The 25,859-nt window shown below is 48.8% G+C and carries 23 protein-coding genes; 13 read left to right on the forward strand and 10 right to left on the reverse strand.

Features of this window, described 5'->3' with window-relative positions; all coding sequences use genetic code 11:
* Positions 1-173: 173 nt before the first annotated feature.
* From ACTOY7_RS11210 to ACTOY7_RS11220, 3 genes are all read right to left on the reverse strand, one after another.
* On the reverse strand, positions 174-692 hold the full coding sequence (locus ACTOY7_RS11210) for a GHKL domain-containing protein (RefSeq protein ID WP_482672181.1): 519 nt from the start codon (positions 690-692) through the stop codon (positions 174-176).
* A gap of 169 nt (positions 693-861) precedes the next feature.
* A complete protein-coding gene (locus ACTOY7_RS11215; RefSeq protein WP_482672182.1) occupies positions 862-1,116 on the reverse strand; it encodes a MerR family DNA-binding transcriptional regulator in 255 nt (84 codons plus the stop codon).
* Positions 1,117-1,274: 158 nt separating this feature from the next.
* A complete protein-coding gene (locus ACTOY7_RS11220; protein ID WP_482672183.1) occupies positions 1,275-2,873 on the reverse strand; it encodes an AAA-like domain-containing protein in 1,599 nt (532 codons plus the stop codon).
* A 343-nt stretch (positions 2,874-3,216) separates the two neighbouring features.
* Here ACTOY7_RS11220 and ACTOY7_RS11225 point away from each other — a divergent pair, with 343 nt between their 5' ends.
* From ACTOY7_RS11225 to ACTOY7_RS11240, 4 genes are all read left to right on the forward strand, one after another.
* The gene (locus tag ACTOY7_RS11225; protein WP_300885680.1) at positions 3,217-3,507 is read left to right on the forward strand and encodes a hypothetical protein; all 291 of its coding nucleotides are present in this window, start codon (positions 3,217-3,219) and stop codon (positions 3,505-3,507) included.
* A gap of 83 nt (positions 3,508-3,590) precedes the next feature.
* The gene (locus ACTOY7_RS11230) at positions 3,591-4,430 is read left to right on the forward strand and encodes a MerR family transcriptional regulator (protein ID WP_482672184.1); all 840 of its coding nucleotides are present in this window, start codon (positions 3,591-3,593) and stop codon (positions 4,428-4,430) included.
* Positions 4,431-4,706: 276 nt separating this feature from the next.
* Complete coding sequence (locus ACTOY7_RS11235; RefSeq protein ID WP_482671099.1) at positions 4,707-5,183, forward strand: Hsp20/alpha crystallin family protein; 477 nt, start codon at positions 4,707-4,709, stop codon at positions 5,181-5,183.
* A gap of 239 nt (positions 5,184-5,422) precedes the next feature.
* Positions 5,423-6,046 (forward strand): flavin reductase family protein, encoded by a 624-nt coding sequence (locus tag ACTOY7_RS11240; protein ID WP_482671100.1) that lies wholly within the window; start codon positions 5,423-5,425, stop codon positions 6,044-6,046.
* A 168-nt stretch (positions 6,047-6,214) separates the two neighbouring features.
* Here the strand turns inward: ACTOY7_RS11240 and ACTOY7_RS11245 are convergent, their stop codons facing one another.
* Both ACTOY7_RS11245 and ACTOY7_RS11250 read right to left on the reverse strand, forming a co-directional pair.
* Entirely contained in the window at positions 6,215-7,342 is a 1,128-nt protein-coding gene (locus tag ACTOY7_RS11245) for an RNA polymerase factor sigma-54 (RefSeq protein ID WP_482671101.1), read from the reverse strand.
* Positions 7,343-7,380: 38 nt separating this feature from the next.
* A complete protein-coding gene (locus tag ACTOY7_RS11250) occupies positions 7,381-8,823 on the reverse strand; it encodes an ATP-binding protein (protein WP_160283668.1) in 1,443 nt (480 codons plus the stop codon).
* Between the two features lie 177 nt (positions 8,824-9,000).
* Between ACTOY7_RS11250 and ACTOY7_RS11255 the strand changes: the two genes are divergently transcribed.
* Positions 9,001-10,230, forward strand: coding sequence for an AAA family ATPase (locus tag ACTOY7_RS11255; RefSeq protein ID WP_160283667.1), 1,230 nt, complete (start codon positions 9,001-9,003; stop codon positions 10,228-10,230).
* A complete protein-coding gene (locus ACTOY7_RS11260) occupies positions 10,230-10,889 on the forward strand; it encodes an HNH endonuclease family protein (RefSeq protein WP_482671102.1) in 660 nt (219 codons plus the stop codon). The genes ACTOY7_RS11255 and ACTOY7_RS11260 overlap by 1 nt, the downstream gene beginning before the upstream one ends.
* Before the next feature lie 118 nt (positions 10,890-11,007).
* Here ACTOY7_RS11260 and ACTOY7_RS11265 read toward each other — a convergent pair whose 3' ends face one another.
* Complete coding sequence (locus ACTOY7_RS11265; RefSeq protein WP_482671103.1) at positions 11,008-11,649, reverse strand: TetR/AcrR family transcriptional regulator; 642 nt, start codon at positions 11,647-11,649, stop codon at positions 11,008-11,010.
* Positions 11,650-11,683: 34 nt separating this feature from the next.
* Positions 11,684-13,417: a sialate O-acetylesterase gene (locus ACTOY7_RS11270; RefSeq protein WP_482671104.1), complete on the reverse strand. Its 1,734-nt coding sequence runs from the start codon at positions 13,415-13,417 to the stop codon at positions 11,684-11,686.
* A gap of 295 nt (positions 13,418-13,712) precedes the next feature.
* Between ACTOY7_RS11270 and ACTOY7_RS11275 the strand changes: the two genes are divergently transcribed.
* Complete coding sequence (locus ACTOY7_RS11275; protein ID WP_482671105.1) at positions 13,713-15,287, forward strand: ion channel; 1,575 nt, start codon at positions 13,713-13,715, stop codon at positions 15,285-15,287.
* A gap of 34 nt (positions 15,288-15,321) precedes the next feature.
* Here ACTOY7_RS11275 and ACTOY7_RS11280 read toward each other — a convergent pair whose 3' ends face one another.
* From ACTOY7_RS11280 to ACTOY7_RS11290, 3 genes are all read right to left on the reverse strand, one after another.
* The gene (locus tag ACTOY7_RS11280) at positions 15,322-16,356 is read right to left on the reverse strand and encodes a diguanylate cyclase domain-containing protein (protein ID WP_482671106.1); all 1,035 of its coding nucleotides are present in this window, start codon (positions 16,354-16,356) and stop codon (positions 15,322-15,324) included.
* A gap of 104 nt (positions 16,357-16,460) precedes the next feature.
* Complete coding sequence (locus tag ACTOY7_RS11285; protein ID WP_482671107.1) at positions 16,461-17,219, reverse strand: response regulator transcription factor; 759 nt, start codon at positions 17,217-17,219, stop codon at positions 16,461-16,463.
* A 58-nt stretch (positions 17,220-17,277) separates the two neighbouring features.
* Positions 17,278-19,074 (reverse strand): sensor histidine kinase, encoded by a 1,797-nt coding sequence (locus tag ACTOY7_RS11290; RefSeq protein ID WP_482671108.1) that lies wholly within the window; start codon positions 19,072-19,074, stop codon positions 17,278-17,280.
* Positions 19,075-19,623: 549 nt separating this feature from the next.
* Here ACTOY7_RS11290 and ACTOY7_RS11295 point away from each other — a divergent pair.
* The 6 genes from ACTOY7_RS11295 to ACTOY7_RS11320 all read left to right on the forward strand — a co-directional run bounded on the left by ACTOY7_RS11295 (position 19,624) and on the right by ACTOY7_RS11320 (position 25,773).
* The gene (locus ACTOY7_RS11295) at positions 19,624-21,012 is read left to right on the forward strand and encodes an ABC transporter substrate-binding protein (protein ID WP_482671109.1); all 1,389 of its coding nucleotides are present in this window, start codon (positions 19,624-19,626) and stop codon (positions 21,010-21,012) included.
* A 186-nt stretch (positions 21,013-21,198) separates the two neighbouring features.
* Positions 21,199-22,077, forward strand: coding sequence for a carbohydrate ABC transporter permease (locus ACTOY7_RS11300; protein ID WP_044990233.1), 879 nt, complete (start codon positions 21,199-21,201; stop codon positions 22,075-22,077).
* Positions 22,074-22,895 (forward strand): carbohydrate ABC transporter permease, encoded by an 822-nt coding sequence (locus tag ACTOY7_RS11305; protein WP_004075550.1) that lies wholly within the window; start codon positions 22,074-22,076, stop codon positions 22,893-22,895. The genes ACTOY7_RS11300 and ACTOY7_RS11305 overlap by 4 nt, the downstream gene beginning before the upstream one ends.
* Positions 22,896-22,931: 36 nt before the next feature.
* Positions 22,932-24,299 carry a hypothetical protein gene (locus ACTOY7_RS11310; protein ID WP_160284680.1) on the forward strand — a complete coding sequence of 456 codons (1,368 nt, stop codon included), beginning with the start codon at positions 22,932-22,934 and terminating at the stop codon, positions 24,297-24,299.
* 6 nt (positions 24,300-24,305) lie between these two features.
* Positions 24,306-25,442 carry an aminotransferase class V-fold PLP-dependent enzyme gene (locus ACTOY7_RS11315; protein WP_482671110.1) on the forward strand — a complete coding sequence of 379 codons (1,137 nt, stop codon included), beginning with the start codon at positions 24,306-24,308 and terminating at the stop codon, positions 25,440-25,442.
* A 46-nt stretch (positions 25,443-25,488) separates the two neighbouring features.
* A complete protein-coding gene (locus ACTOY7_RS11320) occupies positions 25,489-25,773 on the forward strand; it encodes a hypothetical protein (protein WP_482671111.1) in 285 nt (94 codons plus the stop codon).
* Positions 25,774-25,859 lie beyond the last annotated feature (86 nt).

The following is a 25,859-nucleotide window of genomic DNA, read 5'->3' on the forward strand; positions in this document are numbered from 1 at the left end:
CTCAATTATACCACAGACAAGAGGTTTATGCCTTTTTTATGTGTTAAAGTATTGATTTTTCAAGGTTCAACACACCATGCGGTGTGGGAAGTTTGAGTTATTAATTTTCCAAAAGAAATTCTCCTTAAACCAGCTCCTATTATAAATCATTTTTTCCAAAGGAAATGGCTTCCTTATTCCCAGTTTCTTTGGTACGTTCCTTTTCCTGTTGAAATGTTCAGCAGCACATTCAAAAAAAACCGCTGTCCCACTTTTTCTGTCAGCATCGCGCCATAATATTTTTCCGCCACCGATTTGATATTGGAAGGCCCGATTCCCGCTGGAGGCAACGGTTCATCTAAACAGGTGTTTTCAAATGCCAGCATATAGAAATCGCCCTGCCGCTCTCCGCTGATACGAATTGACTTTACTCCCTCGGTCAACCGGCACGCATTGATTGAATTATCCAAAGCGTATGCAAAAATCACGCACAGATCAAAATCTTCTATCCCACAGGGCCTTGGCAGTAACAGAGAAATCTCTGTTGTAATTTCCTTTGCCAGTCCCAATTTTCCACTCAGCAAAATATCCACTACCGGATTGCCGGTTTGGTATGGAAAAGACAGGGAAGTTGAAAACGTTTTCAGCTTGTTCAGGTATGCTTTGCTTTCATCCAGTTCTCCATGATTTAACAGCCCATTAAGTACAGACAAGTGATTTGCAATATCATGGCGAAATGCCTCCGTTTTTCATATCTTTCGAATCCGATAACTGTCCTTTACAACGGTTTTCAGACATAACCCTGCCTTAAAATCCCTTGTTCCAGTTACACATTCCCTGATCGGAACGGCAAATTCTTTATCTAACCCCAATGGAGTAAACTCATTGCTGTGAAACAAAACCATTGGCGGATTGGTTACCGTTAAATGTTCCTTTCTGATTCTTCCGACTAACTTCCCCAAATGCGTGTCGCATTCCAGTTGATGCAGGCTCTTTTCCTGTTCGTGTAATTGCTTTTTCATCTCTTCCCTTTTCCGGGTTGATTTCACTCGGCAGAATCAGCCCTATTTCAGCATAATATCTGAGAGTTTTGGCAGACACGCTGTATATTTTTGAGAACTCACCAATAGACAGCACTGATAATCACCACCTTTTCTTTCTTACCAGTATACACGTTACCGTAAGGGAAAAGTCAAAGGCATTTTTTATTGAATCCGTTTTCTTTCTGCCACGCAGCCAAACCGGCAAAGCGCATGGAAAAGTGAAAAAAGATGCCTGGGGCAGACATTCCGTATCTACACGATGGCCTCCACCAGCACCTTATCTCCCACAGCAACTTCTTTGACGCCGATTTCTTTTCTTTTATTAAACTGAAATGTCACCATATACCCTGTTTTCAAATGGTAATGCTCCAGATAATCTGACAATTGCCGTTCCCCCTCCGCATGTCTTGCAGGTCCATACCAGACCTTGGTTTCGATGATAAAACGCTCTCCATGATAGTCCACAATCAAATCCGTTCGTTCTCTGTTTCTTGTCTCGGCTTCCACATAACAGTTCCCCTGCCCGTTAATTACAGGCTTTAAAAACAGCATAAAATACCGCCGTCCGTCATCTTCATAAAATTTCTCTCCCAGATCCCCGTAGAGGTCATCAAAGTGTATCACAAACCGCTCTATGACCCTCTTCATATTCAACCGTCCGTTTTCTATAAAGAGGTTTTTGTCTTTCCATGCGGCATCGCAGATCCCCTCCCGCTGCATTTCCGGGGATACAAGGAAAAAATTATACAGCAATGTTTCGAATATCCGGTTCGCGATTTGTACCAGATTGTCCCTTATTTTTACAAAGCCAAACATCAGAGCAGCTTCAATCGACCGTACTCCGATTACATAGGAGATTTCTTTTCCCTGGAAGAGAAGGCTTCGGAGCATCGAATCCAACTCTGGATAGTCCTCTAACTTATGGAGCAGCGAATCAAACAACGTGTTTGGTTCAGATAATAAAATGCGGACCGCCTTCAAAAATCCATCTTCCGTCCACGCGCTCTGCCTGTCTGGAAATAATTCATCACCGGCAACCCTTTCATCCATAAGTTTACAAAGCCTGGATACCAGATACGGATACCCTGATGTATAATCATGAAGCAGCCCCGCGATCTGACAGATGTCCATATTGGTATGATGGTCCTTCTCGTATTCGTTCAGCATTCCGATAATATCTTTTACCGAAAAACTCATATCTATCAGGAAATCTGCCGCAATATTCCACGGACTATTGACCTTCTGTTCCTCATCAGAACGGATTTTTCTCTTTATGCTTTTCACATCATAAATCCCTGCAAGGATCACAGAGTGGAAAGCCGCAACACTCTTCCTGTTGATATAATATCCACGAAGCTGTGCAAGAAAATCCAGGAAAACCTGGTTGTTCGAAGCACTGTCCACCTCATCGACAAGCAGGATGACCGGTTTGGGGGCCTCTCTGCAGATATCGCTTAAAAATTCAAATAGCTCCAGAAGTTCCAGTTCTGTTTTATGTTTTTTAAGCTCTTCCTTTAAGGGCATAGTCTGTCTGGGATTAATCCTTGCATCTCTTTCCAACGCCCGAATAAAATGTCTGGCAAAAGCAACGGAAAAAACATTTTCGTCTTTAAATTTTGCCGCACCCAGCATTTGAAAATCCAGACTCACCACGATATAATCCTTTTTTAAAAACGCTCCCAATGCCTGGAGTGTCGTTGTCTTTCCATATTGTCTGGCCCGGTTGATGGTAAAATACTGACCAGCGTCTACCATTTCTTTTATCTTTTGAAGGCGTTCTGTAATATCGACCATGTAATGCAGATCAGGCTGGCAGTCTGCGTTAACGTTGAACATTTTGTCAATTTCCATCTTAATCACCTGTTCCTCTCAAAAATACGATCGTATATCCCCGGTCTGTTTTCAGGCGGCCTGCATTGCGCCTCCAAAGAACCAGTAAAACCGGCTCTCTTTTTTCCTAGTATACAGGCTTTCACAGAAAAATACAACAAACTCATTGCAGTTCCTTTCCTTCTGCGCCCTGCTCGTTACTGGTCAGACCCTGGCCAAAAGTAAAAATGAATATACCAAGCAGCTTCTCTCTGACACGAGGAAGCTACTTGGCATTATTCTGGAAATATGGCTTATTAACAGCGGACCGATTTACTATTTTCGTAAACAATGATAAAATAATTTCATGGAGGGGCGAAATAAGATGATTACTTTAGATAACAGCCAGTGGAATCAATTGGACGAAATGATTCTGAATTTACATATACAGAAGGATGTCACTGCATTGCAGACGCAGATCCTGGAGCGGCTCGCGGTTTTGATTCCCCATCGGCGTTCCTTTTTCGACCTGTGTACCACGCAGAACGGGCAGCGGGTCTTTTTCGCGCCGGTTTCCCTGGGAACTACAAGCCGGACACAGCTTCTGCGGATGGTTTATGAGAAGATGAGCATTGCGGCAGCGTTGCCGGAGGAACCGTTGGATTTGGATAAGTGAGGTTGACAATCCGTTAAAAAATCAGTATTGACTCTCCCGCGGCGTCATGGTTTAGGATGAAACCGAAAGGAGGAAACAAGACCATGAAAACCGTAAAAGAGGTGTCGGAGATCACAGGGGTGAGCATCCGGACGCTGCGGTATTACGATGAGATCGGGCTTCTGAAGCCGGCGGCGATGACCGAAGCCGGCTACCGCTTATATGACAACCGGACCATCGAAAGGCTCCAGGAGATCCTGTTTTTCCGGGAGCTGGAGATCCCTCTGGCGGATATCCGGAGGCTCCTGGACAACCCGGATTATGACCGGGAGCAGGTTCTTCGGACACAGAAGTCCCTGTTGGAGCGGAAGCGGAACAGGCTGAACGGGATCATCGAACTGATCACAGATGTAATGAAAGGAGTCAATATCATGAGCTTTGAAGCATTCAGCAATGAAGAGGTACAGAAGATCTTAGACCATACTCTGGAGTGTATGCCGAAACAGAATCTGGAGGAACAGGCGGAAAAATACGGCGGCCTGGAGCAGTACCGGGAGTACCTGGCGTCCGGCTTTCAGAATAAGCAGGCGCTCTCGGATATATTCCGCTGGTACGGCAGCAAGGAAAAGGCCATGGAAGCCATCCTGCAATCCACCGGGAACACGGAGGATTTTGCGCAGCCCCAGGAGGAAAACGAGCAGATCTACCGGCAGTTCATGAAGGCAAAGGAAACCGGGGATGCATTACTTGCAGAAGAGGCCGTGAAAAGGCTTGCCGAGAGCTACAAGAACATGTTCCGGCTGGACAACGCAAGGAGCATCCTGCTGGATCTGGCGAAGGAATATCTGCAGAACGGGAAACTGGCGGAGGTGACGGACGCGCAGTTTGGAGAAGGCTGCTCGGAATATGCGGCGCGGGCGATCCGGGAGTATTATGGGGTATGATATGGAACAACTGAGGAATCCTGAAGGAAGATGAATGAACTTATGAAGGGCCGGCGGTCACAGAAAGTTCACAAAAAAATTAGCACTCGCTATTGACGAGTGCTAATTTGCGTGTTATAGTACAGATAGAACAAAGGAGAAGGAAAGAAAGGAACCACTTAGAAGTCCCGTTTCCTTCCTGGTATAATCCGCAGGAAGTATCTTGATACGAATTATACGAAGCATCCCCGGTTCGAGTTAACAAGTTGTTTTTCATTAGAAAAGGAGCGATGACTTATGATGACACCCAGTATTTTTGGAGAAAACTTATTTGATGATTTATTTGATGGATTTTTTGATTTTCCCGCGTATGACAACAGGGCAATGGAGAAAGCACAGAGAAAGCTGTACGGACGCCACGCAATGCATATGATGAAGACAGACGTACAGGAGCATGATGACCACTATGAGGTAGACATTGATCTGCCCGGTTTTCAGAAAGAAGAGCTTTCCCTGGAACTGAATGACGGATATCTGGTAGTCGGCGCGGCAAAGGGGCTCAGCAAAGACGAGGAAGATAAGAAGACCGGAAGGTTTGTGCGCCGGGAGCGGTATGCAGGCAGTATGAGCAGATCGTTCTATGTCGGAGAAGAGGTAAAGCAGGAAGACATCCGCGCCAAGTATGAGAGCGGGGTACTGAAGCTGGCGATCCCAAAGCCGGAAGAGAAAAAGCCGCAGGTTGAGGAAAAGAAGTATATTGCCATCGAGGGATAATGGCCCCTCTTTTATAGATGAAGCAACGGATATACAACCCGGAGCGCGGGACAGTGCAGAAGCTGTCCGGCTCCGGGTTTTTGTGATTTGGATAACAGGAGAAAATAGCAGGATACATTGACTGAAATGCTGCGTATGAGTATAATTAAAGAAAAAGTATTGTTAGAGATAACTCGGTAAAGGCGCAATGCGAGCCGGACATGACACAAAAAGCAATACAAAGTAAAGGAGACTGTTTTATGGACAAAAAAGCAATGTACAAGTTAACCTACGGATTATTCGTCCTGACCGCAAAGGCGGACGGCAAGGACAACGGCTGCATCATCAACACGGCCATCCAGGCGGCGTCGGAGCCGAATCAGATGAGCATTGCAGTGAACAAAGCAAATTTTACCCATGATATGATCAAGCAGACCGGAGAATTTACCGTATCGATCATCAGCCAGGATGCGGATTTTGAACTGTTCAAGCGGTTTGGGTTCCAGTCAGGGCGGGACGCGGACAAGTTTGCCGGCTTTGACGCATATGAGACCGGGACCAATGGCATCCGGCATATTACGGAGGGAACCAATGCGTATATTTCTGTGAAGGTAGAGAAGACACAGGATCTGGGTTCCCATACGATGTTTATCGGGACCATCACCGATATGGAGGTTTTGAGCCAGACGCCGTCAGTCACCTACGAGTATTATCTGAACAATATCAAGCCGAAGCCGCAGGCAGCAGGCAAAACGGAGAGCGGCAAGACCGTATGGCGCTGCCGGATCTGCGGGTATGAATATGTGGGGGCGGAGCTGCCGGAAGATTTTATCTGCCCGCTGTGCAAGCACCCGGCTTCGGATTTTGGGAAAGTAGTTTTATAAAATGACAGCTCATTCTGCGGCCCAGTATTACGCTGCATGGCTGCAGGTAAGTACAGTATTGGGGATTGCCCCCTGGCAGGGCAGTCCCCATACTAAATGAAAATTTTCCACCTGTACGGTTGCAATCCGAAGTCTGTAATTTCGGCCTGCAAGCTCAGAGCATAGAGCCTATGTAAACAATGCTTCCAACGGCTCTGTCTTTTTGTACTGGACATATTTTCCCCTGACTGCCCGGCTCACGGTAGACACAGAGACCCTCAAGTCCGCCGCGATGTCCTCCATTCCCATGGGCTTCAAGGAGTCCCGATGTATAAAATAATCCTCCTGCCGCGCCAAAATCGCTTCCATAATGCGGGTAATGGTTTTTCGCCTCTGTTCCACACAGCCGAACACAAACCTGGCCCGTTCCAGTCGTTCCTTGAAGTAAGCGGTGAGCTCGGGATCCGTCGCGTCCTTCATCATGTGGATGTAATAATCGCTGAACCGGTATTCCCCCATCCACTGGTCGTTGATCTCCACGGTCCATTTTCCCCCTGGGCGGGACACGATGATATCCGGCACAACATAGGATGATTCCTCCGACTGGACGTCCATGAGCGGGCGGGGGTTCAGGCTTCCGATCAGGTGGATATATTCCTTGACCCGGATCGTGGAAATGCCCAGGCTCCGGGAGATGGTTCCGATTTGTCCGCTGACCAGCTCTGTCAGATAATCCCGCAGAAGCACGCATAATGTTTCCTCGGCAAGATCCTTTGCCTCCAGCTGCCTGATCAGGCATTCCGCCAGATTCGGCGCAAAGATCCCCGCAGGCTCCAGCTCCCGCAGGACGGCAAGGCACTGATCCAGCTCCTCCTTCGGATAGCCGGACTCGGCGGATAGCTCGCCGGAATCATGGGTGAAAAATCCCTTATCGTCCAGACAGTCCACCAGATAGCTCATCATTTTCATCTGTTTCTGGGAATAGTCCTTCCAGTTCAGTTGTCCCAAAAGGAGTTCCTTTACCGGGTCGCCGGATCTGGCTGAAAATTCCTGCTCAAAATGTTCTCTGTCGTCAGGATTGCCGGGGTGCTGGTCTGCGTAGGAAGTCCCGGCATCGGACTCAGAAAACTTTTCAATGCTTGTCATCAGGTCATTTTCCCGCTGCTCCGCGCGCTCCAGCAGCGGGTTTTCCAGATATTCATTTACCATAAAATCCTCCAGCTCCTGGTTGGTGAGCGCGAGAATATCCAGGGACTGTACCTGGCCGGCGGACAGGACCTGCTTCTGTTCGGCGGCGGTGTAATTCATTAAATCCATAGGCTTCCTCCGTGATTCGTATTTTTCGTTAACAGCTTTTACCCCAGGCCGACTATATCTCGGTTGGCTTTATAGTAGTTAGTTCCGGCGGCCTTATCCTTTTCCAGATAGTGATGCTCCACCAGATTTTCCAAAATCTTTTTCCGGAAATAAGAAGAGTCGCTTAATTCCAGATATTCTGCGATCTCGGCGGCCTTCCTTGCGGTATTGTAGCAGAAGGACAGTACCTTTTCATCATGCGGGGTCCCATTTGGTACAGGTACAAATTCCACATTTTCGGCATCATCCGCGATCACACCCTCGGAATAGGTCAGATCCGGCAATACCAATGTAAAATGATCCGACGCGGAATAGATATAGGGGCGATGGCGCTCATCAGCATCCATATATTCCTGCATGATTTTATCAAAGCCTGTGCCTGCCGCTTCCATAACATTGCATTTGACCAATATCCCGCAGATCAATTCATTTCTTCTTTTGGAAATTATTTTAGACAGATCATAAGTTTTGCCAATCTTTTCTCCCTGATAAAAACTTCCCGGTGAAGAAATTTCGAGCCTGTCTTTCAACATATCGACTTGAATCTGCGTTCCATCCAGAAAATAATCTCGGTGTGCTACGGCGCTTACAATGCCTTCAAACAAGGCGCGTTCCGGATAAGAATCAATCGTTACGCGAGAATTTGCCAGCTTGATAAAGGTATGGTTCATTCGCTGCTTTACAAATTCCAGCATATAGCAAATGCTGTCTGTGATATTTCCTTTGAAACGATTGATGGTGACGATTCTTTCGCTGCCTTTATTAAAACCTGAAAAGACAGAGCACTGCACTTCTGTTTTGGGCTGATCATACCCGTCCCGGAACAGCAGGGCACCGTTTTTAAGTTTGTGATCCGGCGTAAAAAATCCAAGCGACATCAGCGCTTTGTCCGTCAGCTTTGCGCCGCCATTATGCTCCTGGTGAAATGCAAAAAGTTTGGAAAATTCCTCTCTTACATAGATTTCTTCCGATTCAAGAATATCAAATTGTGTGTTGCTGCTCTTAATACTCATCTGAATGATTTCTTCATAGGTCGCGCCGTTTGTAAATCCATCCCGCCTCATATAAATAGAAGGGATATGATTAAATTTTACAATGACCGGTTTTATCAGAGATTCCGTTACATCCACCCTGATCAAATATAATTCCCGTCCATTTTTTTCATATCGGATGAAAGATATCCGCAATGCGGGCCTTGGAAACAGGTGTTCATTAATCTGATTATTCAAAAAGTTGCGCTCATTGTCCGCATCTTTTCTGGAGAATCCGATTAATTTGTTTGTCTTATCTTCTACGCCGATGAAAAAAGAGCCGCCTTCCGCATTAGAAAATCCTGCGATCGTCTTGAGCCAGCCGACAACATCATTTCTGCTCAGCTTTGCTTTGCATTCCATATTCATATCTTCTATTGCAGAAATCGCAACCAATTGTTCCAGATACATGATCTCCTCCTGTGAATCGATATCTTTGAAGTACTTCAATTATACTTCAAAGCAACTTCAAAGTCAACTTCAATACGACTTCAAAATACGATTGGAGAGGTTGAAATCCATTTGATTATCTTCTATAATAGGGATATACTTAGCAACTTCGGATCAGGAAACGGATATGGAGGCAATATGGAGAACATTTTTATATCGGATATCACAATAGAATGTGTCAGGCATTTGAAAAATATTACGATACCACTGTCAGACGGAGAGAGAAAGCATTTGATTCTTACAGGCAAAAACGGAAGCGGAAAGACGAGTGTACTGGAGGCGCTGTCTGATTATTTAAATCTTCGAATCACTTCCAAAGAAGTGGCAAATATATTACGTAGTCTAAGCAGTCTTCTACAAGACCCAAAAGCAAGGAGGGATGAAAAAAACTGGGTCGAATATCATGAAGAAGAATTAGAAAAAACGGGTGCCACAAAAACAGGTGTGAAATTACGGTTCAATTGCCAGGAGGAATTACTAAGAGATTACTTTAAAGAGGGAGAATTTGTTTTAGCATACTATAAAGCAGAGAGGGCATTTTATGCAGAGCAGCCAGGCCATATTGAAAAGGTAGAGCTGAAAGATATATATACGATGGAAGAGACGCCACGGCAGGAATTTATAAAATATTTGGCGGATCTCAAGGTGACGGAAGCATTGGCCAGAAGTAACAGAAAACAGGAAAAAGCAGAAGCAATTGCAGAATGGTTCGCGAAGTTTCAGGATTTGTTGCAGAAAATATTTGACGACTCATCTCTTGAATTGATATTTGAAGAAGATACATTTTCATTTTCCATAAAGGAAAAAGACAGAGAAGTTTTTGACTTCAATACATTGGCGAGCGGTTTTGCGGCGGCTTTGGATATCATCTTAGACGTAATGATGCGAATGCAGAAAAGCAAGGGACGGATATTCGATTTCAACATGCCGGGAATTGTTCTGATTGACGAAATCGAGACTCATCTTCATCTTGAACTGCAGAAGAAGATACTGGATTTACTGACAACAATATTTCCAAATATCCAGTTTATCATGTCTACGCATTCGCCTTTCATATTGAACAGCCTGTCCAATGCAGTGATATATGATCTGGAAAAAAGGATGCTCGTACAAGATGGGCTGGCGAATATTCCTTACAGCGGCATTGTTGAGGGATATTTTAAATCCAGCGAACTGTCATATTCGTTAAAAGAGAAATATGAGAGATATAAGATACTTACTCAGAAACATGACCTGTTAGATGATGATTTTGAGGAGATTGCGCAACTGGAAATGTATTTGAACGAGATCCCGGATTACCTGGCGCTTGGCATTACTACAGAATACCAACGGATAAAAATGGAATTTGAGAACAGGGAGGACCTTTGATGGTTAAGGTAAAACGTACGTTTCCGGCCCCTGTGTCTTTGGAGATTGAATCAAAGAAAAGAACCGGGAGCTATGAGAAGCCGGATGTGATAAGACAACTGAGAGACGATTTTCATAATAAATGCTATATATGTGAAATGAAGAATCTGCAGGATCCTGAGGTGGAACATTTACTGCCGCATAAAAACGGAAAATATTGGGACAGGAAGTTTGACTGGAATAATCTTTTCTGGTCATGCGGCCACTGCAACAGTGTTAAAAACCAAAAGAAGTATGATATGGGAATCATAGACTGCTGTAAGCTGGATCCTGAAAAAGTGATTTTTTTCAGGATGACTGAGAATGCGGTTGCGGCAGATGCAAAAAACGAGAATGATGTATCGGCAGTAGTGACGGCGGAGCTGGTCTGCGAAGTATTTAATAAAAAGAATACGGGGTTGAGAGATTGCAAAACGGAGATGAGATTTCAGGAGCTTACCAGGGAAATGAATCTGTTGTATGATAATCTTGAAGAAATAAAAAAGCACCCGGATTCTAAATTCGTATTGAGAAAATTGAAAGCATTGCTGAGGAGAGAATCGGCATTTGCGGCATTTAAAAGGGAGTATATCCGGGAACATGCAGAGCGTTTCCCTCAGCTCAGGCAATATATTGAATGATACAATGAGTTACTGTTTGAAAAGTGGTAAGGAACTGTGCAAAAATAACTTGCCTTTTTTGCGCGGTTCCTAAGCTTCTTACAGCGTGAACTCTCCACCGGGCTGCTTTCAGTAAAACTCAGCCCGCCAGATACAACCGATACAATGCGCCTAACTCTCGGATCTCCCGCATCAGCCTTCCCTTTTCCTTCTGGAAATCCCGGCGGGGCATCAGCGCGATCCGCTGAACTACGGCAAAATTCAATCCGCAGATAAAGGAGACCGCGGCATCGGTATCTAAGTCCTTTTTCAAATCCCCCTCCTGCTTTGCCCGTATCAGCAGATCGGTGAAAAATTTGGTAAGCCTGTCCGCATGAGGCAGGGTAAGCCGCGCCATGGCTTCCATGGTATCGGGCGTTTCCTGATTCTGGGAATGTATTTGAAATAAAAGCAGCAGCGACAGCTCCTCCTGATGCTCCATCGCGTCCGCAAAAAAATCCTCTATAAACCGTAAAAAGTCATCCAGAGCGTTTTCGCCGGATGAAAAATTTTGATATGTGGGCGTCCATTGCCCGAGGATCTCCTTTTGCAGCGCCAGCAGAATATCATCACTGTTTTTAAAATATTTGTAAAGCGTGACCGCGGAAATATCGAGCCTACGGGCCAGTTTTTGGATATTGAAGGAATCCATTCCCGCGGCAAGGATCATGGCACGGGCGGCATCTAAAATTTCCTCCCGCCGTTTTCGGCGGATCTGTTCAAAATAAGCGGATTGATCCATTGTAATTCTGTCCTTTTCATTTTTCTGAGGTTTCTTAACATATCAATTCAAAGGGAATAGCCGGTATATCTGCCTGATTGTACAGATTGACCAGATACCACCGGGTCCGCGCAAATTCTACGGAGACTTTCCCGACCCCTTCCGGAAGCAGGATCACCAACTTCTCGCCTTCCACATCAGCGGTAACTGGAATTTCCTCTCTGCGGTCTGCGCTGCCTTCCGCATCAGTACCAGCCAAGATCGTTTCGCTGTAATCCGCCCTGCTTTCCTCACCGGCGTCAGCCAAGATCGCTTCGCTGTAATCCGCGTCACCTTCCGCGTCAGACGCAGTCAAACACTCATCTCCGCAGCCGGCCCCATGTCCGGCTTCTTCACAAGCGGGCTTCTCCGCACCGGAAAATTCCACTGGATAGACATGCAGTGCCTCCACCGCGTCACCCTTGACCTTCAGCCCGCCCTCCGCGTTCTGAAACACGATCTCAATGCGGCTGCCGTCCCGCCGGATGCTTTCTGCCATGGGCGCGTCGCATAGCAGCGATTCTCCGTATACATGCCCTCTCGCCAGAAGCGCAAGGCGTTCCCCTACGACCTTTTTGTCCTTTGGATGAATGTCCATCTGCTCTCCCGCATCGGAAATGGAGCATAAATATGCATTGCTTACGGTTCTCGCAGCCATTTCCTGACAGCTTCGGATCGTCATGTAATCCCGATTTCCCGGACCGTCCAACAGCCAGTTTTCCCATCCCGGAAGCTGCACGAACAGGAAGGGAAGCCCGGCATCCTTCCAGAGCGCGCGCCAGTCTCCGATCAAAGCAGCCAGCATGTCCCGGTACAGGCACTGCTTCCCGGGCTCATCGTCGCTTTCGCCCTGATACCAGAGAAATCCGCAGATCCCATAGGGGGCGATCGTTTTCAGCATATGCTCATACAGAGATCCCGGAATTTCACACGGCATCATGCATTCCAGATAGTCCTCCGTGCCGGCCGGCATGTTCTGAAAAAAATCCGCCAGCTCCTCGGGGCTGAGTGTCCTTGGCAGCACGGTTTCCCCGAAAGGATCACCAAAGGGGTCTCCCCTGTGGTTCATCGGATTGCCGTGCTGCTTTTCCCAGTATTCCTCCAGATCCATTTCCGCGATCCGGTCCTCGTACATCTGCATCCACGGCTTTCCCGCGCGCTCCACGCTTTCCGCAGACATCCAGGCGCAGGATCGTGTTCCGCCCCAATTGCATCCGATGATCCCCACGGGAACATCCAATACGCGCTCGAGCTCCCGTTCAAAATAATATCCGACCGCACTGAAATATTCCAGATTTTCCGGATCCGCTTTCCGCCAGATCCCCATCCTGCTGTAGTCAAATTCCTCCGCCTGTCCGTCATAGCTGACCTCCGGCACATCAAAAAAACGGACTCTCGGATTGCTGCAGTTCTTCAAGGCTTCCGCCCGGTGCTTTTCATAGCGCATGTGAAATTCCATATTGGACTGCCCTCCGGCAACCCAGACTTCGCCAACCGCAACCTGAGAAAATGTGATTGCCTCCGATTCCCCTGCCGTGGAAACAGAACGCAGTACGAGCTCTTCCTCATCGGAGGCATCCAATGGGGGCAGCGTCAGCGTCCAGTTGCCGGCCGCGTCCGCAGCGGCTTCCCCCTGTCTGCCCTGGATCTCCCCGCGGATCGTCTCTCCCCGCGCGCCGGTCCCCCAGATGACGACAGGCTTGTTCCTCTGTAAAATCATTCCGTTTTGAAATATTGCTGCTGGTTTCATCCTTTTCCTCCTCTGAATCCCCATGAAGCAATCATGTGCTTACATGCTGTAAAATGAATTAATATCATATTAACTCATTTTCGCGAAATTTGCAATAGCTGATAAATGAAAAAGCAGAATGGACTTTAAATCTTAGTACGCCGATAAACGACCGAATATGCAGATTTAGACAAGCCAAAATAAAAGTTTATTTCATGACAGATCCTTAGCGCGGAAAAGGTTAAAATCTGTCTTATCTTTTCACTGATTTTGTTGTAAAATAGAAATAGAGTGAATGAAAAGGAGACGATTCAGCATGAAGAGAAGGAAGAAAATCTATCTGTATATGACCGCTGCCCTGATACTTCTTTATTTTGGGCTGGTGTCGCTTCTTTACTTTTCTGAATATTCCAGCGGCAGCGCGATGATCCGCACCTTCGGTGACGCGGTCTGGTATTCCCTGGTGACGCTGACCACGGTGGGATACGGCGACCTGACGCCGGTCACTCCCCTGGGATATGCGGTCGGAGTGGTATTCCTCCTTCTGTCCGCGGGGATCATGATGACCTTATTCGGCGCGGTCATATCCTTTGTCACCAGTGAGGGGCTCCCGCTCCTCCTGCTGGGCCTGCAGAGGAAAAAGGACTGGTATTACTTTGCGGATTATGGTCCGGAATCCTATACCCTGGCGGCCAACATCTACAAGGAGGATCCGAATACGGTGATCATCTTCGGGGAAAAAAGGGAGGACCAGATGGAATTTCCGGACTATCCCTGTCTGTTCATCAGCGTTTCCCCCAGCCGTATCGTTGCGTGTAAGAAAAACAAGGGGAAAAAATGCAGAGTTTTTCTCATGAAGGAAAACGATATCGGCGTGAACAGCCGCGCGGTTGACCTGTATCGATTGCCGGTGGAGGTTTACGCAAGGACAACCAACGGTCAGGACCATGTCTCAGGAAATATCAATTTTTTCCACAGCTATGACTGCTGCGCCAGACAATACTGGCGTTCCAAGCCGCTGTGCAGCCATGAGGATACAATCATCATCATTGGATTCGGGAACTATGGGCGATGCATTCTGGAAAGGGCGATCCTGATCAACATTATTTCTGCGGATCAGCACGTGGCCTATCATATTTTTGGGGATCCCAGGAGATTTCTCGCCATGCACAGCCATCTGCGGGAGACGTTTTCCGTGGGGGCGGTTTCGGATACAATTGATTCTCTGATCTTCCATGACGACGCCTGGGAAACATATCATGAACTTCTGGAGCGGGCGGACCGCATCATCATCTGTCCGGATGACGAGCCGGAGGGGTGGAATATATTCTGGAGACTGAACCGGTATTACAGGATTCGCGGACAGATCGACCTGCACAGCAGCCGGAAGGCTCCCGGAGTCTCCTATTTTGGTACAAATGAAGAAATCTACACTCCGAATCAGATCATGCGGACAGGACTGAACAAGGCGGCGATCATGATCAATGAGCTTTTCCGCAGCTCGGTTTCTTATCCTACCTATAGCTGGGAGGAGCTGGATGACCTCCACCGGGAGTCCAAGATCGCCGCGGCAGACCATATACTGATGAAGATCCGCGTCCTGCTCAAAGACGAGACGATCACGGAGCTGACCTCCGGGACGGTGGAAAAAGCGTATCGTACATACTGTGAAACAAAGACTGACAAGTCTATGCAGGAGATGTACCGCAGGCTGGACCATATGCGGTGGCTCCGTTTTTATACATTTTATAACTGGAGCTACGGCCCCGCCCGGGATGATGCCGCAAGACAGCATCCCATGTTCTGCCCGTACGCAGAGCTGACGGAAGAGCAGAAGCGGGAGCGCGATGCCGCGTGGGAGCTTTTGGGAAGCATCTCCTCGGCGCTTTAGAATTTGACTTGTGTTTTGGCGGGAGCAATACAGCTCATCTGACAAGCTGCGGATACTTCTCCTTATTCCTGCGCTTGCATTCATACATGATCTCATCCGCCTTTTGGAGGATCTCGTCATAGGACAGATGATTGTCTGCCCCGTCGATATCCACAACGCCGTAGCTGAAGCTGCACTGATACTCGGCATATCCTCCGGTCTGGAAGTCCCGCAGGATCTCCGCCATCTTCCGCTCAATCAGCTCACCGATGCTGCCGCTGAGCACAAGGCAGAATTCATCTCCGCCGATCCGGGCAAATGTATCCTCGCTCCGGAAATTCATCTTGATCAGCTCTACGAAATTCTGGATATAGATATCGCCTTCCAGATGTCCGTACTTATCATTTACATATTTGAGTCCGTCCAGATCGAGATAGCAGAGCGTGGTGTTCTGCTCCTCCCGGAGGACCATTTCCATATACTCTTCAAAAAACAGACGGTTCTTGATCCCTGTACCCGGATCATGGTACGCTTTGCTGGTCAGAGTATGGGCGGCGCGCTTCTCATCTGTGATATCAACGATGATGTGTACGTAGGAGTCATGCTCCTTCCACTCGATCGGAAATGAAGTGATCCGGTAATAGGTGTCGGCCTCGCCGGTCATTTCCCACACCTTGTACTGTTCCTCACTGTTCCACTTGAGGATCTCACCGTGGAACGGGAGCCGCTTTTTACAGGCAGTGCAGACCTCCGAAGCCACGAGCCCTTCCTGTTTTTTCTTATTGCAGTACAGGATTTCCTTTGTATTCATATCAATAACGAGGAGCCACTCCTTCCGTTTGCTGAGCATCTCAATCATCAGCTCGTTATAGCCCTCTATCATCTCGGCGCGGTTCTGGGATCTTATGACCTCTTCCTTCAATTCAGCTTCCCGTGCCCGCAGCTTTTCCAGCTCTTGATTCAGCCGGGCCTCCCGCACCCGCAATTCCTCAACTTCCGCCTGCAGTAATTGAAAGTCATGCTTCAGGGAACGGTAAGGCTCTTCCAGTGTCGAATCTGTCCGACTGTTCATCAAAGTTTTATCTTCCACGATCAATTCCCTCCCTGGTTTGATTTCTATGAGTTATTTTAGCACATTTTAAAAACACTTACAATTCATCCGGGAGAAAATAAAATAAATATCTGCTCAGTAGTTTAGTCCTGATTCCGCCAGTCCAGCGGGCTCACTCCCGTATTCTTCTTGAACAGCCGACTGAAATACCCCTGATCCTGATACCCGATCATCTCGCTGACCTGCTTCACGGACAGCTCCGGGTTGTGGGACAGGTAATGCTTCGCCTGGGACAAACGCATCTGGGTGATGAATTTCAGGGGGGAGACCTGGTACTGCAGCTGGAAGATCTTCGTTAAATAGCTGGGGCTGTAGTGCATGCTGCCCGCGATCAGGTTCAGATTGATATCCATATTATAATTTTGGACCAGGTAATCCCGCAGGGTGGCGGCGATCTGCTCCGGGGAGTTCCGGGTCATGGATTCGTTGAAAATGTCCTCGTAAGCCTTCTGCTCGATCTGATACTGCTTCCGGATGTTCCCAAGGGCCAGGGTCAGCTCATCAGGATCTACAGGCTTTAACAGATATTCGGACACTTTCAGGCGGATGGCGCTCTGTGCGTATTCAAAATCAGAATATCCGCTGATGATGATAAATTTTGTCAGAGGACAGTGGTTGTAGACATTTTTCAGAAGCTCGATCCCGTTCATGACCGGCATCCGGATATCCGTGATCAGCAGATCCGGGTTATGTTCTTTTACAAGCCGGTAGGCTTCGTCCCCAGTCTGTGCCTTCCCCGCGACTTTAAAATCGGGGGCGCACGCTTCGATCTTTTCCGCCAAATGGTCTAAAAGCAGGCGCTCATCCTCTGCCACAATGACTGAATATTTTGTAGTTCCCATAATGCTTTCTCCTAAGTAAAATATGCTCCGGGCCGATAACGCCGTGTTTTTCCGGAACCTACGGAGCCTTCGCGCGTCTCCCGATGGTCACGATCCCGTGGTGCTGCCCGGTATTTCCATATTCAAAAATGATCTGTTCCCCGCAGTGCAGGCGCCAGCGTATGTATACATTGAGCAGTCCCAGACCGTCGATGTTCAGCTCCGGCAGGCCGGGCTGTTCGTCCGCGGTTTGGATGCGCTTCCGGATCTGCTCAAGGGCTTTTTCGGAAAATCCGGTGCCCGAATCCTCCACCTCAATCCGCCAGGCGTCTTTGGTGATCACGCTCCGGATGGAAATGTCCCATGGAGGCTTGCAGTCAATCCCGTATTTCAGCGCGTTTTCCACGATGGGCTGAATGATCAGCTTGGGCACGGGCACATACAGGATGGACTCGTCCACCTCGATGGTGTAATTCAGATTTTCCTGAAAACGTACCTTCATGCAGTACAGATACTTCCGGACATAATCTATTTCCTCACGAAGGGTGACGGGAGCGTTGGAACTGCCTGTGATGTACCGCATCATCCGGGTCAGATTCCGGCAGATCGTGATGACTTCCTCTTTCCGCTCCTTCTCCGCAAGCACAATGATGCTGGCCAGCGTATTGTAATAAAAATGCGGATTGATCTGGGACTGCAGGGCCAGGCTTCGGGACTTCAACTCCTGGGCGCGGGAATCCAGCAGCGCGTTCATGGAATTTTTCAGGTTTACGTTCATATCGGCAAATTCCTGGTTCAGCTCTTCCAGCTCTGCGAAGGAATTGCTCAGCTCCGCCTTGTTGTTTTCATCCAGCGTATCCAGCACGGTACTGCGGATGACCCTCTTCAGCTTCCGGATCGGTTTGATGAGCTGGCGGGAAGTCATATAGGAAAAGACCAAGCAGAGTCCCACCATCAGAAATACAACCATGATCAGAAAGTCCAGCATATTTCGGACCGGAAGAAGAACCTGGGCTTCATCCTGGACGATCACATGTGTCCAATGGGTGTAGGAGGACGTTTTGTGAGTCACCAGCTCCCGCTCCCCTTTGGCGCCCCAGGTTTTCAGGGACTCACTCTCCGGCTGTCCGCTTACCAGAGAATAATAGTCCGACGGGATATGGGATTCCTCAGACTCCACGTAAGGATAGACCTGTCGGCCGTCAGAATCGTAAATATAGACTTCCGGGGCATTTTTGGTCCGCTTCTTGTAAGTGATGATGCTCTTGAAAACAGAGGAACACTTTTTCATGGTCTCAATCACGCCGATCTCTTCCTTGGAGCTGTCCTGCAGTGTGCGGTAGAGGGAAATATACCAGGTGGGCGGCGTGCTGGAGGTGCCGCTTGTCTTTAAGTCGTTTGTGGCATAGGGCAGGCTGATGGTCTTTTTTCCGGCGTTTTTTGAAACCTCGTCCATCCAGCCCAGGGTGCTCAGATCTATGGGATAAATGTTCGTCTTGGTTCCCACCTGCAGGAGATAACCGTTGTAATCGTAGAGGTTGATCTGATCCGCGTTCAGGTTCGTTCCGTTGATGGACATGAAAAGTGTGGTCAGATTTCGAAATTCATCGGAGGCGGCGGGCACGTCCATCCACTCGGACAGCTGTTTTTTGATCCTGCTGCTGTATGCAATGTTGATGGAAACGTTGTCCAGCTCGCGCAGCTCCGCATCGGTCCGGGAGAGGAAGGTGCTGTTGAGCTCCTGCAGATTTTTGGTCTCCCGCTCGATCAGGATCTCGGAGGTGTACTGGAAGAAAAAGATCGAGAAGAGGAACACGACGATCATAGCCATGAAAAAATAGGTCAGGAAAAAATGGGTCTGGAGTTTGTGCCTCATATGAAAATGTCCTTTGTGCGGTTTTATGAATTACTTCTTTTTTAAATATTTGATGGCGCATATTATTATCAGAATAGCGGCGGTTATTTTGACAATTGATTCAAAAACAGCGAAAAATATCGATAAATAAGCAAGATACATGGCGAACCTCCTTTGTTGTTTGAATATTCATATGTTTAAGATGATTATAACATATAATTACACAAAAGGAAAAGAAAAGGGAAAAGATATTCTTGCAATTGCATTAGTTTGTTTATACCCTTTAGCGCACTGTCTTGTACAGATCTAGCCGCAGTACACGGGAATGTCAAAAAATTCAGTCAAAATCAGAAAATCAACGAGAGAATGCACAACACGAACTCTCTGAAAGAATCAAAAATGTATAAAATAAATAAATAGAAGTGAAAAATGTACAAAAAACTGTGAAAATTGTAAAAAATGTCCTAATTTAAAAGCGGAAAGTACATAGACTGAACCGGGAAAAGGAGGTAGGATTAGTGTAACAAAAAACACAGGACTTTAGAAGCAGTCAAGGGAGGATGAAAAGTAATGAAGAAAAAAATGATCAGTGCGTTGTTGTGTACGGCTATGGTGGTTACGATGATTGCCGGGTGTTCGGGGGGATCTTCGGACGGCGGAAGCCAGGGCGGAGACTCCGGCGGAAGCACGGAAGCCGACGGCGGCAGTGACGGCGGGGAAGACGCAGGCAGCGCGGATTTCGCGGGGGAGGAATTGAGCATCCTGGTATCCGCGGGGTGGATGGATAACCGGTATGACGATACCATTGCAAGATTTGAGGAGACCTATGATGTGACCGTGGATCTGCAGACGATTCCGGCGGATCAGTACAGTGATATCCTGCAGTCCAAGCTTTCCACGGATTCCTGCGCGGATATCTTCTGGATTCAGTCCAATCCGTTTGCGATCAGCTCCGTGATCGTGGACCCGGAAAAATACTGCATTGATTTTTCAGACGCAGGCTGGAAGGACATTATGCCGGAAGCAAGGCTGTCCTCCTGCGAATATGAGGACAAGCTGTACGGACTGCAGATCTGGCACAATTCACCGGAATATGTCATGGTCTACAACAAGACGTTATTTGATGAACTGAAGCTGGACATTCCGACGACTTACGATGAACTGCTGGAGGTCTGCGAAAAGATCGCGGCAGAGGACATCACACCGTGGTTCCTGCCCGGAGCGGACGGATGGCAGCATCAGCTTGCGTTTTTCCAGATCGGCGGCGTGTATGAGGAGGCAGAGCCGGGACTGTATGACGCGCTGAACGAAAATACGGCTACCTTTGCGGACAACGAGAAGATGCTGGAAGTGCTGGAACAGTTCAAGGAATTATCTGACAAAGGATATTTCGGAGAGGACTGGATCGGAACCGACAGCGCCAACATGGCAAATGAATTTGGCGACAGGAACTGTGCGATGGCAATGGCAAATTCCAGCTATATCAAGCAGATCCAGGAAGAAACCGGCACAGAGGATGAATTTGGTCTGTTCCTGATCCCGCTGGGCGACAACAGCAGCTTCCCCACCAATCCGGCAGGCCCCACCATGTTCGGCTATAAGGGAACAGAGCATGAAGAACTGGTTAAGACATTCTTTGATTTTGTGACAACCACAGAGAGCCTGCAGGAAATCCTGGACAATTCGCCGGCGTATACCAACCTGGACGTGAACGACGACGAACTGGAACAGCACTGGCTGCCGGAGGAAGAGGAGTTCATGGGAACTGTGGATGAGGACAAGATGGGTACGGCAGTGCTCCAGACCGGAACCAAGTACACCAACGACTACTGGGGAGACTTCGGCGCAGATATGATCTCCTTCTGTCAGGATCAGAGCGAAGCAAACGACGTCCTGAAAAATATGGATGCCAACCGGGCGGAGGCGGCGAAGATCGCCGGCGACAGCGCCTGGAAATAAATAAAACTGTAAAGACGCGGTTCACAGCAACCCAGCAGTTCCTTATGTGAACCGCGATAAGAGAAGCAGAGAAGGTAAAGTGCCGGAGGGGAGGCGCGCGGCATTCCCCCGGCGCTTTCTCAGGAATTATGAAAAAAAGAACAAGCCGGTTTTTCATGGTTCCGTAACTGGAAAGTGGTGGTTTTTTTGAAAAAAAATAAAATTTATCCCATGTGGTTCCTGCTTGTTCCGCTTGCGCTTTACAGTGTATTTTTCCTTCTGCCCAGTATCCTGGGAATCGGATATTCGTTTACGGACTGGAACTCCCGCAGCATGGGGGAAGTTAACTTTGTGGGACTTGAGAACTACATCGAAATATTTACATCGGACAAGGATTACCTGTCAGGGATCGGGCATACCCTGATGTTTACGGTCATTTCCAACATCGTAAAGCTGATTCCGGCCCTGTTTCTGGCAATCATGCTGAACGAGGGCATACGGGGGAAGGGGCTGTACAGGACGCTTCTGTACCTGCCGTCCATTCTGCCCTATGTGATCATCGGTATTTTGTTTACGTCGATTTTGAATTACAACAACGGTATGCTCAACAGCGTGCTGGAATTTCTGCATCTGGATTTCCTGAAACAGAAATGGCTTTCAGACCTGAATGTGGTGTGGAAATCCATTTTCGGGGTGGATGCATGGCGGGGAGTCGGTTATGTCATGACCATCTTCATCGCGGGACTGAGCACCATTCCAAGATCCTACTACGAGGCGGCGCAGATCGACGGGGCCAACTTCTGGCAGAGACTCCGGTATGTGACGCTGCCCATGATTTCAGGCTCGGTCATGATCAACCTGGTATTCGGCATTACCTACGGACTCAAAGTATTTGACATCATCTACGTGCTGACCAACGGCGGGCCGGGGCATGCCACGGAAGTGATCACGACCTATTCCTACCAGCTCTATTCATCCGGGCAGTACGGAATGTCCACGGCGCTGAATACGATCCTGCTGCTGATCACTGCGGTGGTGGGTGTTCTGATCGTGAAAAATATGAGTAAGCAGGAGGTGCAGCAATGACGAAAAAAAGAATACTTGCGGTTTTGAAGCATGTGCTGATGATCCTGCTGTGCCTTGCGGTGGTGCTCCCGTTTTACCTTGTGGTGATCAACTCCTTTAAGACCAAGGGGGAGGCGGCCAGGATGAACCTGTCGCTTCCGACGGAGTGGCAGTTTTCCAACTACACGGAGGTCATTCGGAAAGGAAAGCTGATCCAGGGATTTCTCAACAGCCTGATCTATGCCGGCGTGTCCACATTGATCGGCGTGATCAGCTCCGCTATGGCGTCCTTCGTGATGAGCCGGAGACGGACAAGGGTAAATTCATTTTTGTATTATTTTGTACTCTGCGGGCTGTTTTTCCCGGTAAACTATGTCACCCTTTCCAGAGTGCTTGGCACCTTCCAGCTTACCAATACCAAGGCCGGGATCGTCATCGTATTTACCAGCGCCATGATTCCGTTCTGCGTATTTACGATCCGGAACTTTATCTCGTCCGTGCCGGTGGAACTGGATGAGGCGGCGGTATTGGACGGGGCGGGGCCCTTGTCCCTGTTTTTCCGGGTGATCATGCCCATGCTCAAGCCGGTGCTCTTTACCTGCTTTATCCTGCAGTTCATGGGCGTGTGGAGCGACTTTTTGACTCCCTTGTATCTGTCGTCCAAGAGCAAGCTCTTCCCGATGACCATGGCGGTGTACCAGTTCTTCGGGAAAAATACAAACTATTGGAATTACATATTCGCGGATATCGTGCTGACCTGTATCCCGGTGATTCTCGTGTACCTGATCGGGCAGAAATACATCATCGGAGGGCTGACCTCCGGAGCGGTGAAAGAATAGAAGCAAATTGGTTACAAAAAAAGGAGGAAAAATATCATGAAAGATTTAGCAATGAACACGAAACTGATCGTACGTCCCATCGTCGGATGCCTGACCCACTCCCATTTCTGGGAGGGCCCGTGCCGTGCGGGGTACAGGGAGGACATGACCGTGGAGGCGGAGTCGGCTGCGGCTGACCAGGCATTTGAAGCGGCGAAGAAGGTGCTGGAAGGCGCCGCGGAGGAAATCCATTTCTTAGAAGCGGTGGACGCCCGGTATGATGAAAAATTTATCGTGGGAAAGGATGTTTTCGCGAAAATCGAGGAGGACATGGATCAGGTAGACTTCTTCCTCTGCATGAACTGGCGGATTCCGAAACTGGAGCGTTACAAAAAGCCCATCGTCATTATGCAGAATGGAAATGAAGGAATTGATTTTGCGGCGTACTGCAGAAACATCGGCGTGGAGGCGTATGTGGCAATGGATATACAGGATCTGAATGAGATCGCGCACCTGTTATGGGTAAGGAAGGCTGTGTCCGAGACCCGGGCGCTTGTGCTTACCGCAGGCGGACAGCCCACCTTCGGCATCCAGAGCCTGATCCGCGATCCGGAAGTGCTGCGTCAGAGGTATGGTTTCGAAGTGATCAAGCTTCCCTTCCGTGAAATTTTCAAATATATGGATCAGATCACCGACGAGGAGGCAAAACCGATCGCGGACCGGATCATCAACGGCTCCAAGGAAACGAAAGTGAATACAGACTGGTTTATCAATGATGTGAAATATTATCTGGCGGCGAAGAAAATGATGGACATCTACGACTGCAACGCATTTTCCACAGCGTGCCATGAGCTCTGCACCTCCGAGATTCCCCAGGAGCGGAAGTTCACGCCCTGCATGTGCCATTCTCTGATGAAGGACGAGGGGATTCCAAGCGGCTGTGAGGAAGACCTGAACGCACTGCTGGCCATGACCATTCTGCAGTACGCTGCCCGCCGTCCGGCATTTATGGGCAATCCGAACCACGAGACGGACGAGCTGCTGCGCATCCACCACGCGGTTCCGGCGCTGTGCATGAACGGATACGGCACGAAGCCTTTGGAATACAAGCTGTGGGCATTTACCGGGCAGGGCTTCGGCGGAAAGCTGCAGGTTGATTTTACGGAAAATGAACAGGATCATGTGACGCTGGCCCGCTTCAACCCGGCAGGGGATACGGTCTGCGTAAAGGTGGGACAGGTGCTCCGCTCCGAGTATGACGAGGTTTACTGCAGCCCCTACTATTATATCCAGATGGACGACGCGAGAAGGTATATGCATCATTTGGCGGGCTTCGGACATCACCAGGTGCTGGTGTTCGGAGACTATATGCAGGAGCTGAAAGACCTGGCCGAGATCATGAACTTCAAGGTGCTGGAGGGCTGACCGGATATGATGTATTTGAATAATGCAGCAACGACATATCCCAAGCCGCAGTGTGTGACAGACGCGCACACTGCGGCTTTATCTGCACCTCCCGCCGGGCAATTCCGCAGCAGCGGGCAGGGCAGGGGGAAGGATGTGTTTACAGGCTGCCGGGAAAATCTGGGCAGGCTGCTGGGGATCGGCAGCCCGGAGCGGATTTATTTTACATCGGGGGCAACGGATTCGCTGAACCAGTTGTTCCATGGAATGGAAAGAAAGGGAAAAAAGATCCTGGTCACCCAGACCGAGCACAACAGCGTCCTGCGCCCTTTGTATAACGGGATGGCGGCGGGGGCGGAGGTGGAGATCCTGCCCTGTGACAGATACGGACAGGTCAGCCCGGAGGTATTTGAGGAACGGATCAGCCCGGAGACAGGGCTTTTAGTTCTGAATCATTGCTCCAATGTGACCGGCATGATCCAGGACGCCGCCCGGTTCGGGGAAATTGCAGAAAAGCACGGGATTTTATTTATGCTGGACGCTTCTCAGAGCGCGGGATGCATTCCCATAGACTGTGATGGCTGGCATGTGGACGCGCTGGTATTTACCGGTCACAAGGGGCTGTTCGGCCCCCAGGGGACGGGCGGATTTTTCCTGCAAAAAGGCGTGGGGATGCGGCCTTACCGGTACGGCGGTACGGGAAAGGACAGCAGCAGGCTGGTCTACGGGGACGGCGATTATGAGTACGAGACAGGCACCCAGAACGGGCACGGGATTCAGGCTTTGGGGGCCGGGGTGGAATACATTCTGGATTGCGGCGTGGAGCGGATCGCGGAAGCGGAAAAAAGGCTGATGGGAATTTTGTATGACGGACTCTCGGAAATACAAGGCGTGACGGTTTACGGAGAGAAGGGGCGCAATCTGGGGCCGGTGCTGAGTATGAACTTGGAAGGGCTGCGTCCGTCGGAGCTGGCGTATATCCTGCAGAACGGATACGAAACGGTGGTTCGGGCGGGACTCCACTGCGCGCCGCTGATTCATCAGGCTATGGGAACGGAGGAGCAGGGCACAGTGCGGGTCAGTATTTCGGCGCTGACAGAAGAGCAGGAAATCCTGCAATTTCTGGAGATCCTGCGGGAGATCGCGGCAGCGGCGAAAAATTGACGGAGTATGCGCCGCGGCTGGACAGGGAACAGGCAGGAGGTAAATCATGAACATATTGGAGATCATCCCATCCCGGGAACGGTGCGCGGAAGCGGGATGGCACGCGTATGATTTTATATTGGAGCGCCCCATGGATGACGATTTCATCAGATCACTGCGCCCGCTGGGGAGCTTTCTGTACATGCAGATGCTGAAAAAACCATTTTTTAAGATCGAATCGGATCATTATTTATTGAAGGGAATCCGGGGGGATGATTTTTTCCGGATGGCGGTTCATGGGGATTATCTGGATGAAATAAAACATGTAGAGAATATGATTTTAAATGGATGAGCAGGATGAAGCATTTCCCAAAAGGACGACAGGCGATCATGGGGCGCGCCATGGATGAAGCACTCATGGATGACAGCCCTGCATTA

Source organism: Schaedlerella sp. (assembly GCF_056796775.1).

What these genes read in the sequence shown, in the direction of transcription:
- ACTOY7_RS11220 (WP_482672183.1), bottom strand. Translation starts at nt 2,873, where the DNA reads ATGGAAATTGACAAAATGTTCAACGTTAACGCAGACTGCCAGCCTGAT.
- ACTOY7_RS11225 (WP_300885680.1), top strand. Translation starts at nt 3,217, where the DNA reads ATGATTACTTTAGATAACAGCCAGTGGAATCAATTGGACGAAATGATT.
- ACTOY7_RS11230 (WP_482672184.1), top strand. Translation starts at nt 3,591, where the DNA reads ATGAAAACCGTAAAAGAGGTGTCGGAGATCACAGGGGTGAGCATCCGG.
- ACTOY7_RS11235 (WP_482671099.1), top strand. Translation starts at nt 4,707, where the DNA reads ATGATGACACCCAGTATTTTTGGAGAAAACTTATTTGATGATTTATTT.
- ACTOY7_RS11240 (WP_482671100.1), top strand. Translation starts at nt 5,423, where the DNA reads ATGGACAAAAAAGCAATGTACAAGTTAACCTACGGATTATTCGTCCTG.
- ACTOY7_RS11245 (WP_482671101.1), bottom strand. Translation starts at nt 7,342, where the DNA reads ATGGATTTAATGAATTACACCGCCGCCGAACAGAAGCAGGTCCTGTCC.
- ACTOY7_RS11250 (WP_160283668.1), bottom strand. Translation starts at nt 8,823, where the DNA reads ATGTATCTGGAACAATTGGTTGCGATTTCTGCAATAGAAGATATGAAT.
- ACTOY7_RS11255 (WP_160283667.1), top strand. Translation starts at nt 9,001, where the DNA reads ATGGAGAACATTTTTATATCGGATATCACAATAGAATGTGTCAGGCAT.
- ACTOY7_RS11260 (WP_482671102.1), top strand. Translation starts at nt 10,230, where the DNA reads ATGGTTAAGGTAAAACGTACGTTTCCGGCCCCTGTGTCTTTGGAGATT.
- ACTOY7_RS11265 (WP_482671103.1), bottom strand. Translation starts at nt 11,649, where the DNA reads ATGGATCAATCCGCTTATTTTGAACAGATCCGCCGAAAACGGCGGGAG.
- ACTOY7_RS11270 (WP_482671104.1), bottom strand. Translation starts at nt 13,417, where the DNA reads ATGAAACCAGCAGCAATATTTCAAAACGGAATGATTTTACAGAGGAAC.
- ACTOY7_RS11275 (WP_482671105.1), top strand. Translation starts at nt 13,713, where the DNA reads ATGAAGAGAAGGAAGAAAATCTATCTGTATATGACCGCTGCCCTGATA.
- ACTOY7_RS11285 (WP_482671107.1), bottom strand. Translation starts at nt 17,219, where the DNA reads ATGGGAACTACAAAATATTCAGTCATTGTGGCAGAGGATGAGCGCCTG.
- ACTOY7_RS11290 (WP_482671108.1), bottom strand. Translation starts at nt 19,074, where the DNA reads ATGAGGCACAAACTCCAGACCCATTTTTTCCTGACCTATTTTTTCATG.
- ACTOY7_RS11295 (WP_482671109.1), top strand. Translation starts at nt 19,624, where the DNA reads ATGAAGAAAAAAATGATCAGTGCGTTGTTGTGTACGGCTATGGTGGTT.
- ACTOY7_RS11305 (WP_004075550.1), top strand. Translation starts at nt 22,074, where the DNA reads ATGACGAAAAAAAGAATACTTGCGGTTTTGAAGCATGTGCTGATGATC.
- ACTOY7_RS11310 (WP_160284680.1), top strand. Translation starts at nt 22,932, where the DNA reads ATGAAAGATTTAGCAATGAACACGAAACTGATCGTACGTCCCATCGTC.
- ACTOY7_RS11315 (WP_482671110.1), top strand. Translation starts at nt 24,306, where the DNA reads ATGATGTATTTGAATAATGCAGCAACGACATATCCCAAGCCGCAGTGT.
- ACTOY7_RS11320 (WP_482671111.1), top strand. Translation starts at nt 25,489, where the DNA reads ATGAACATATTGGAGATCATCCCATCCCGGGAACGGTGCGCGGAAGCG.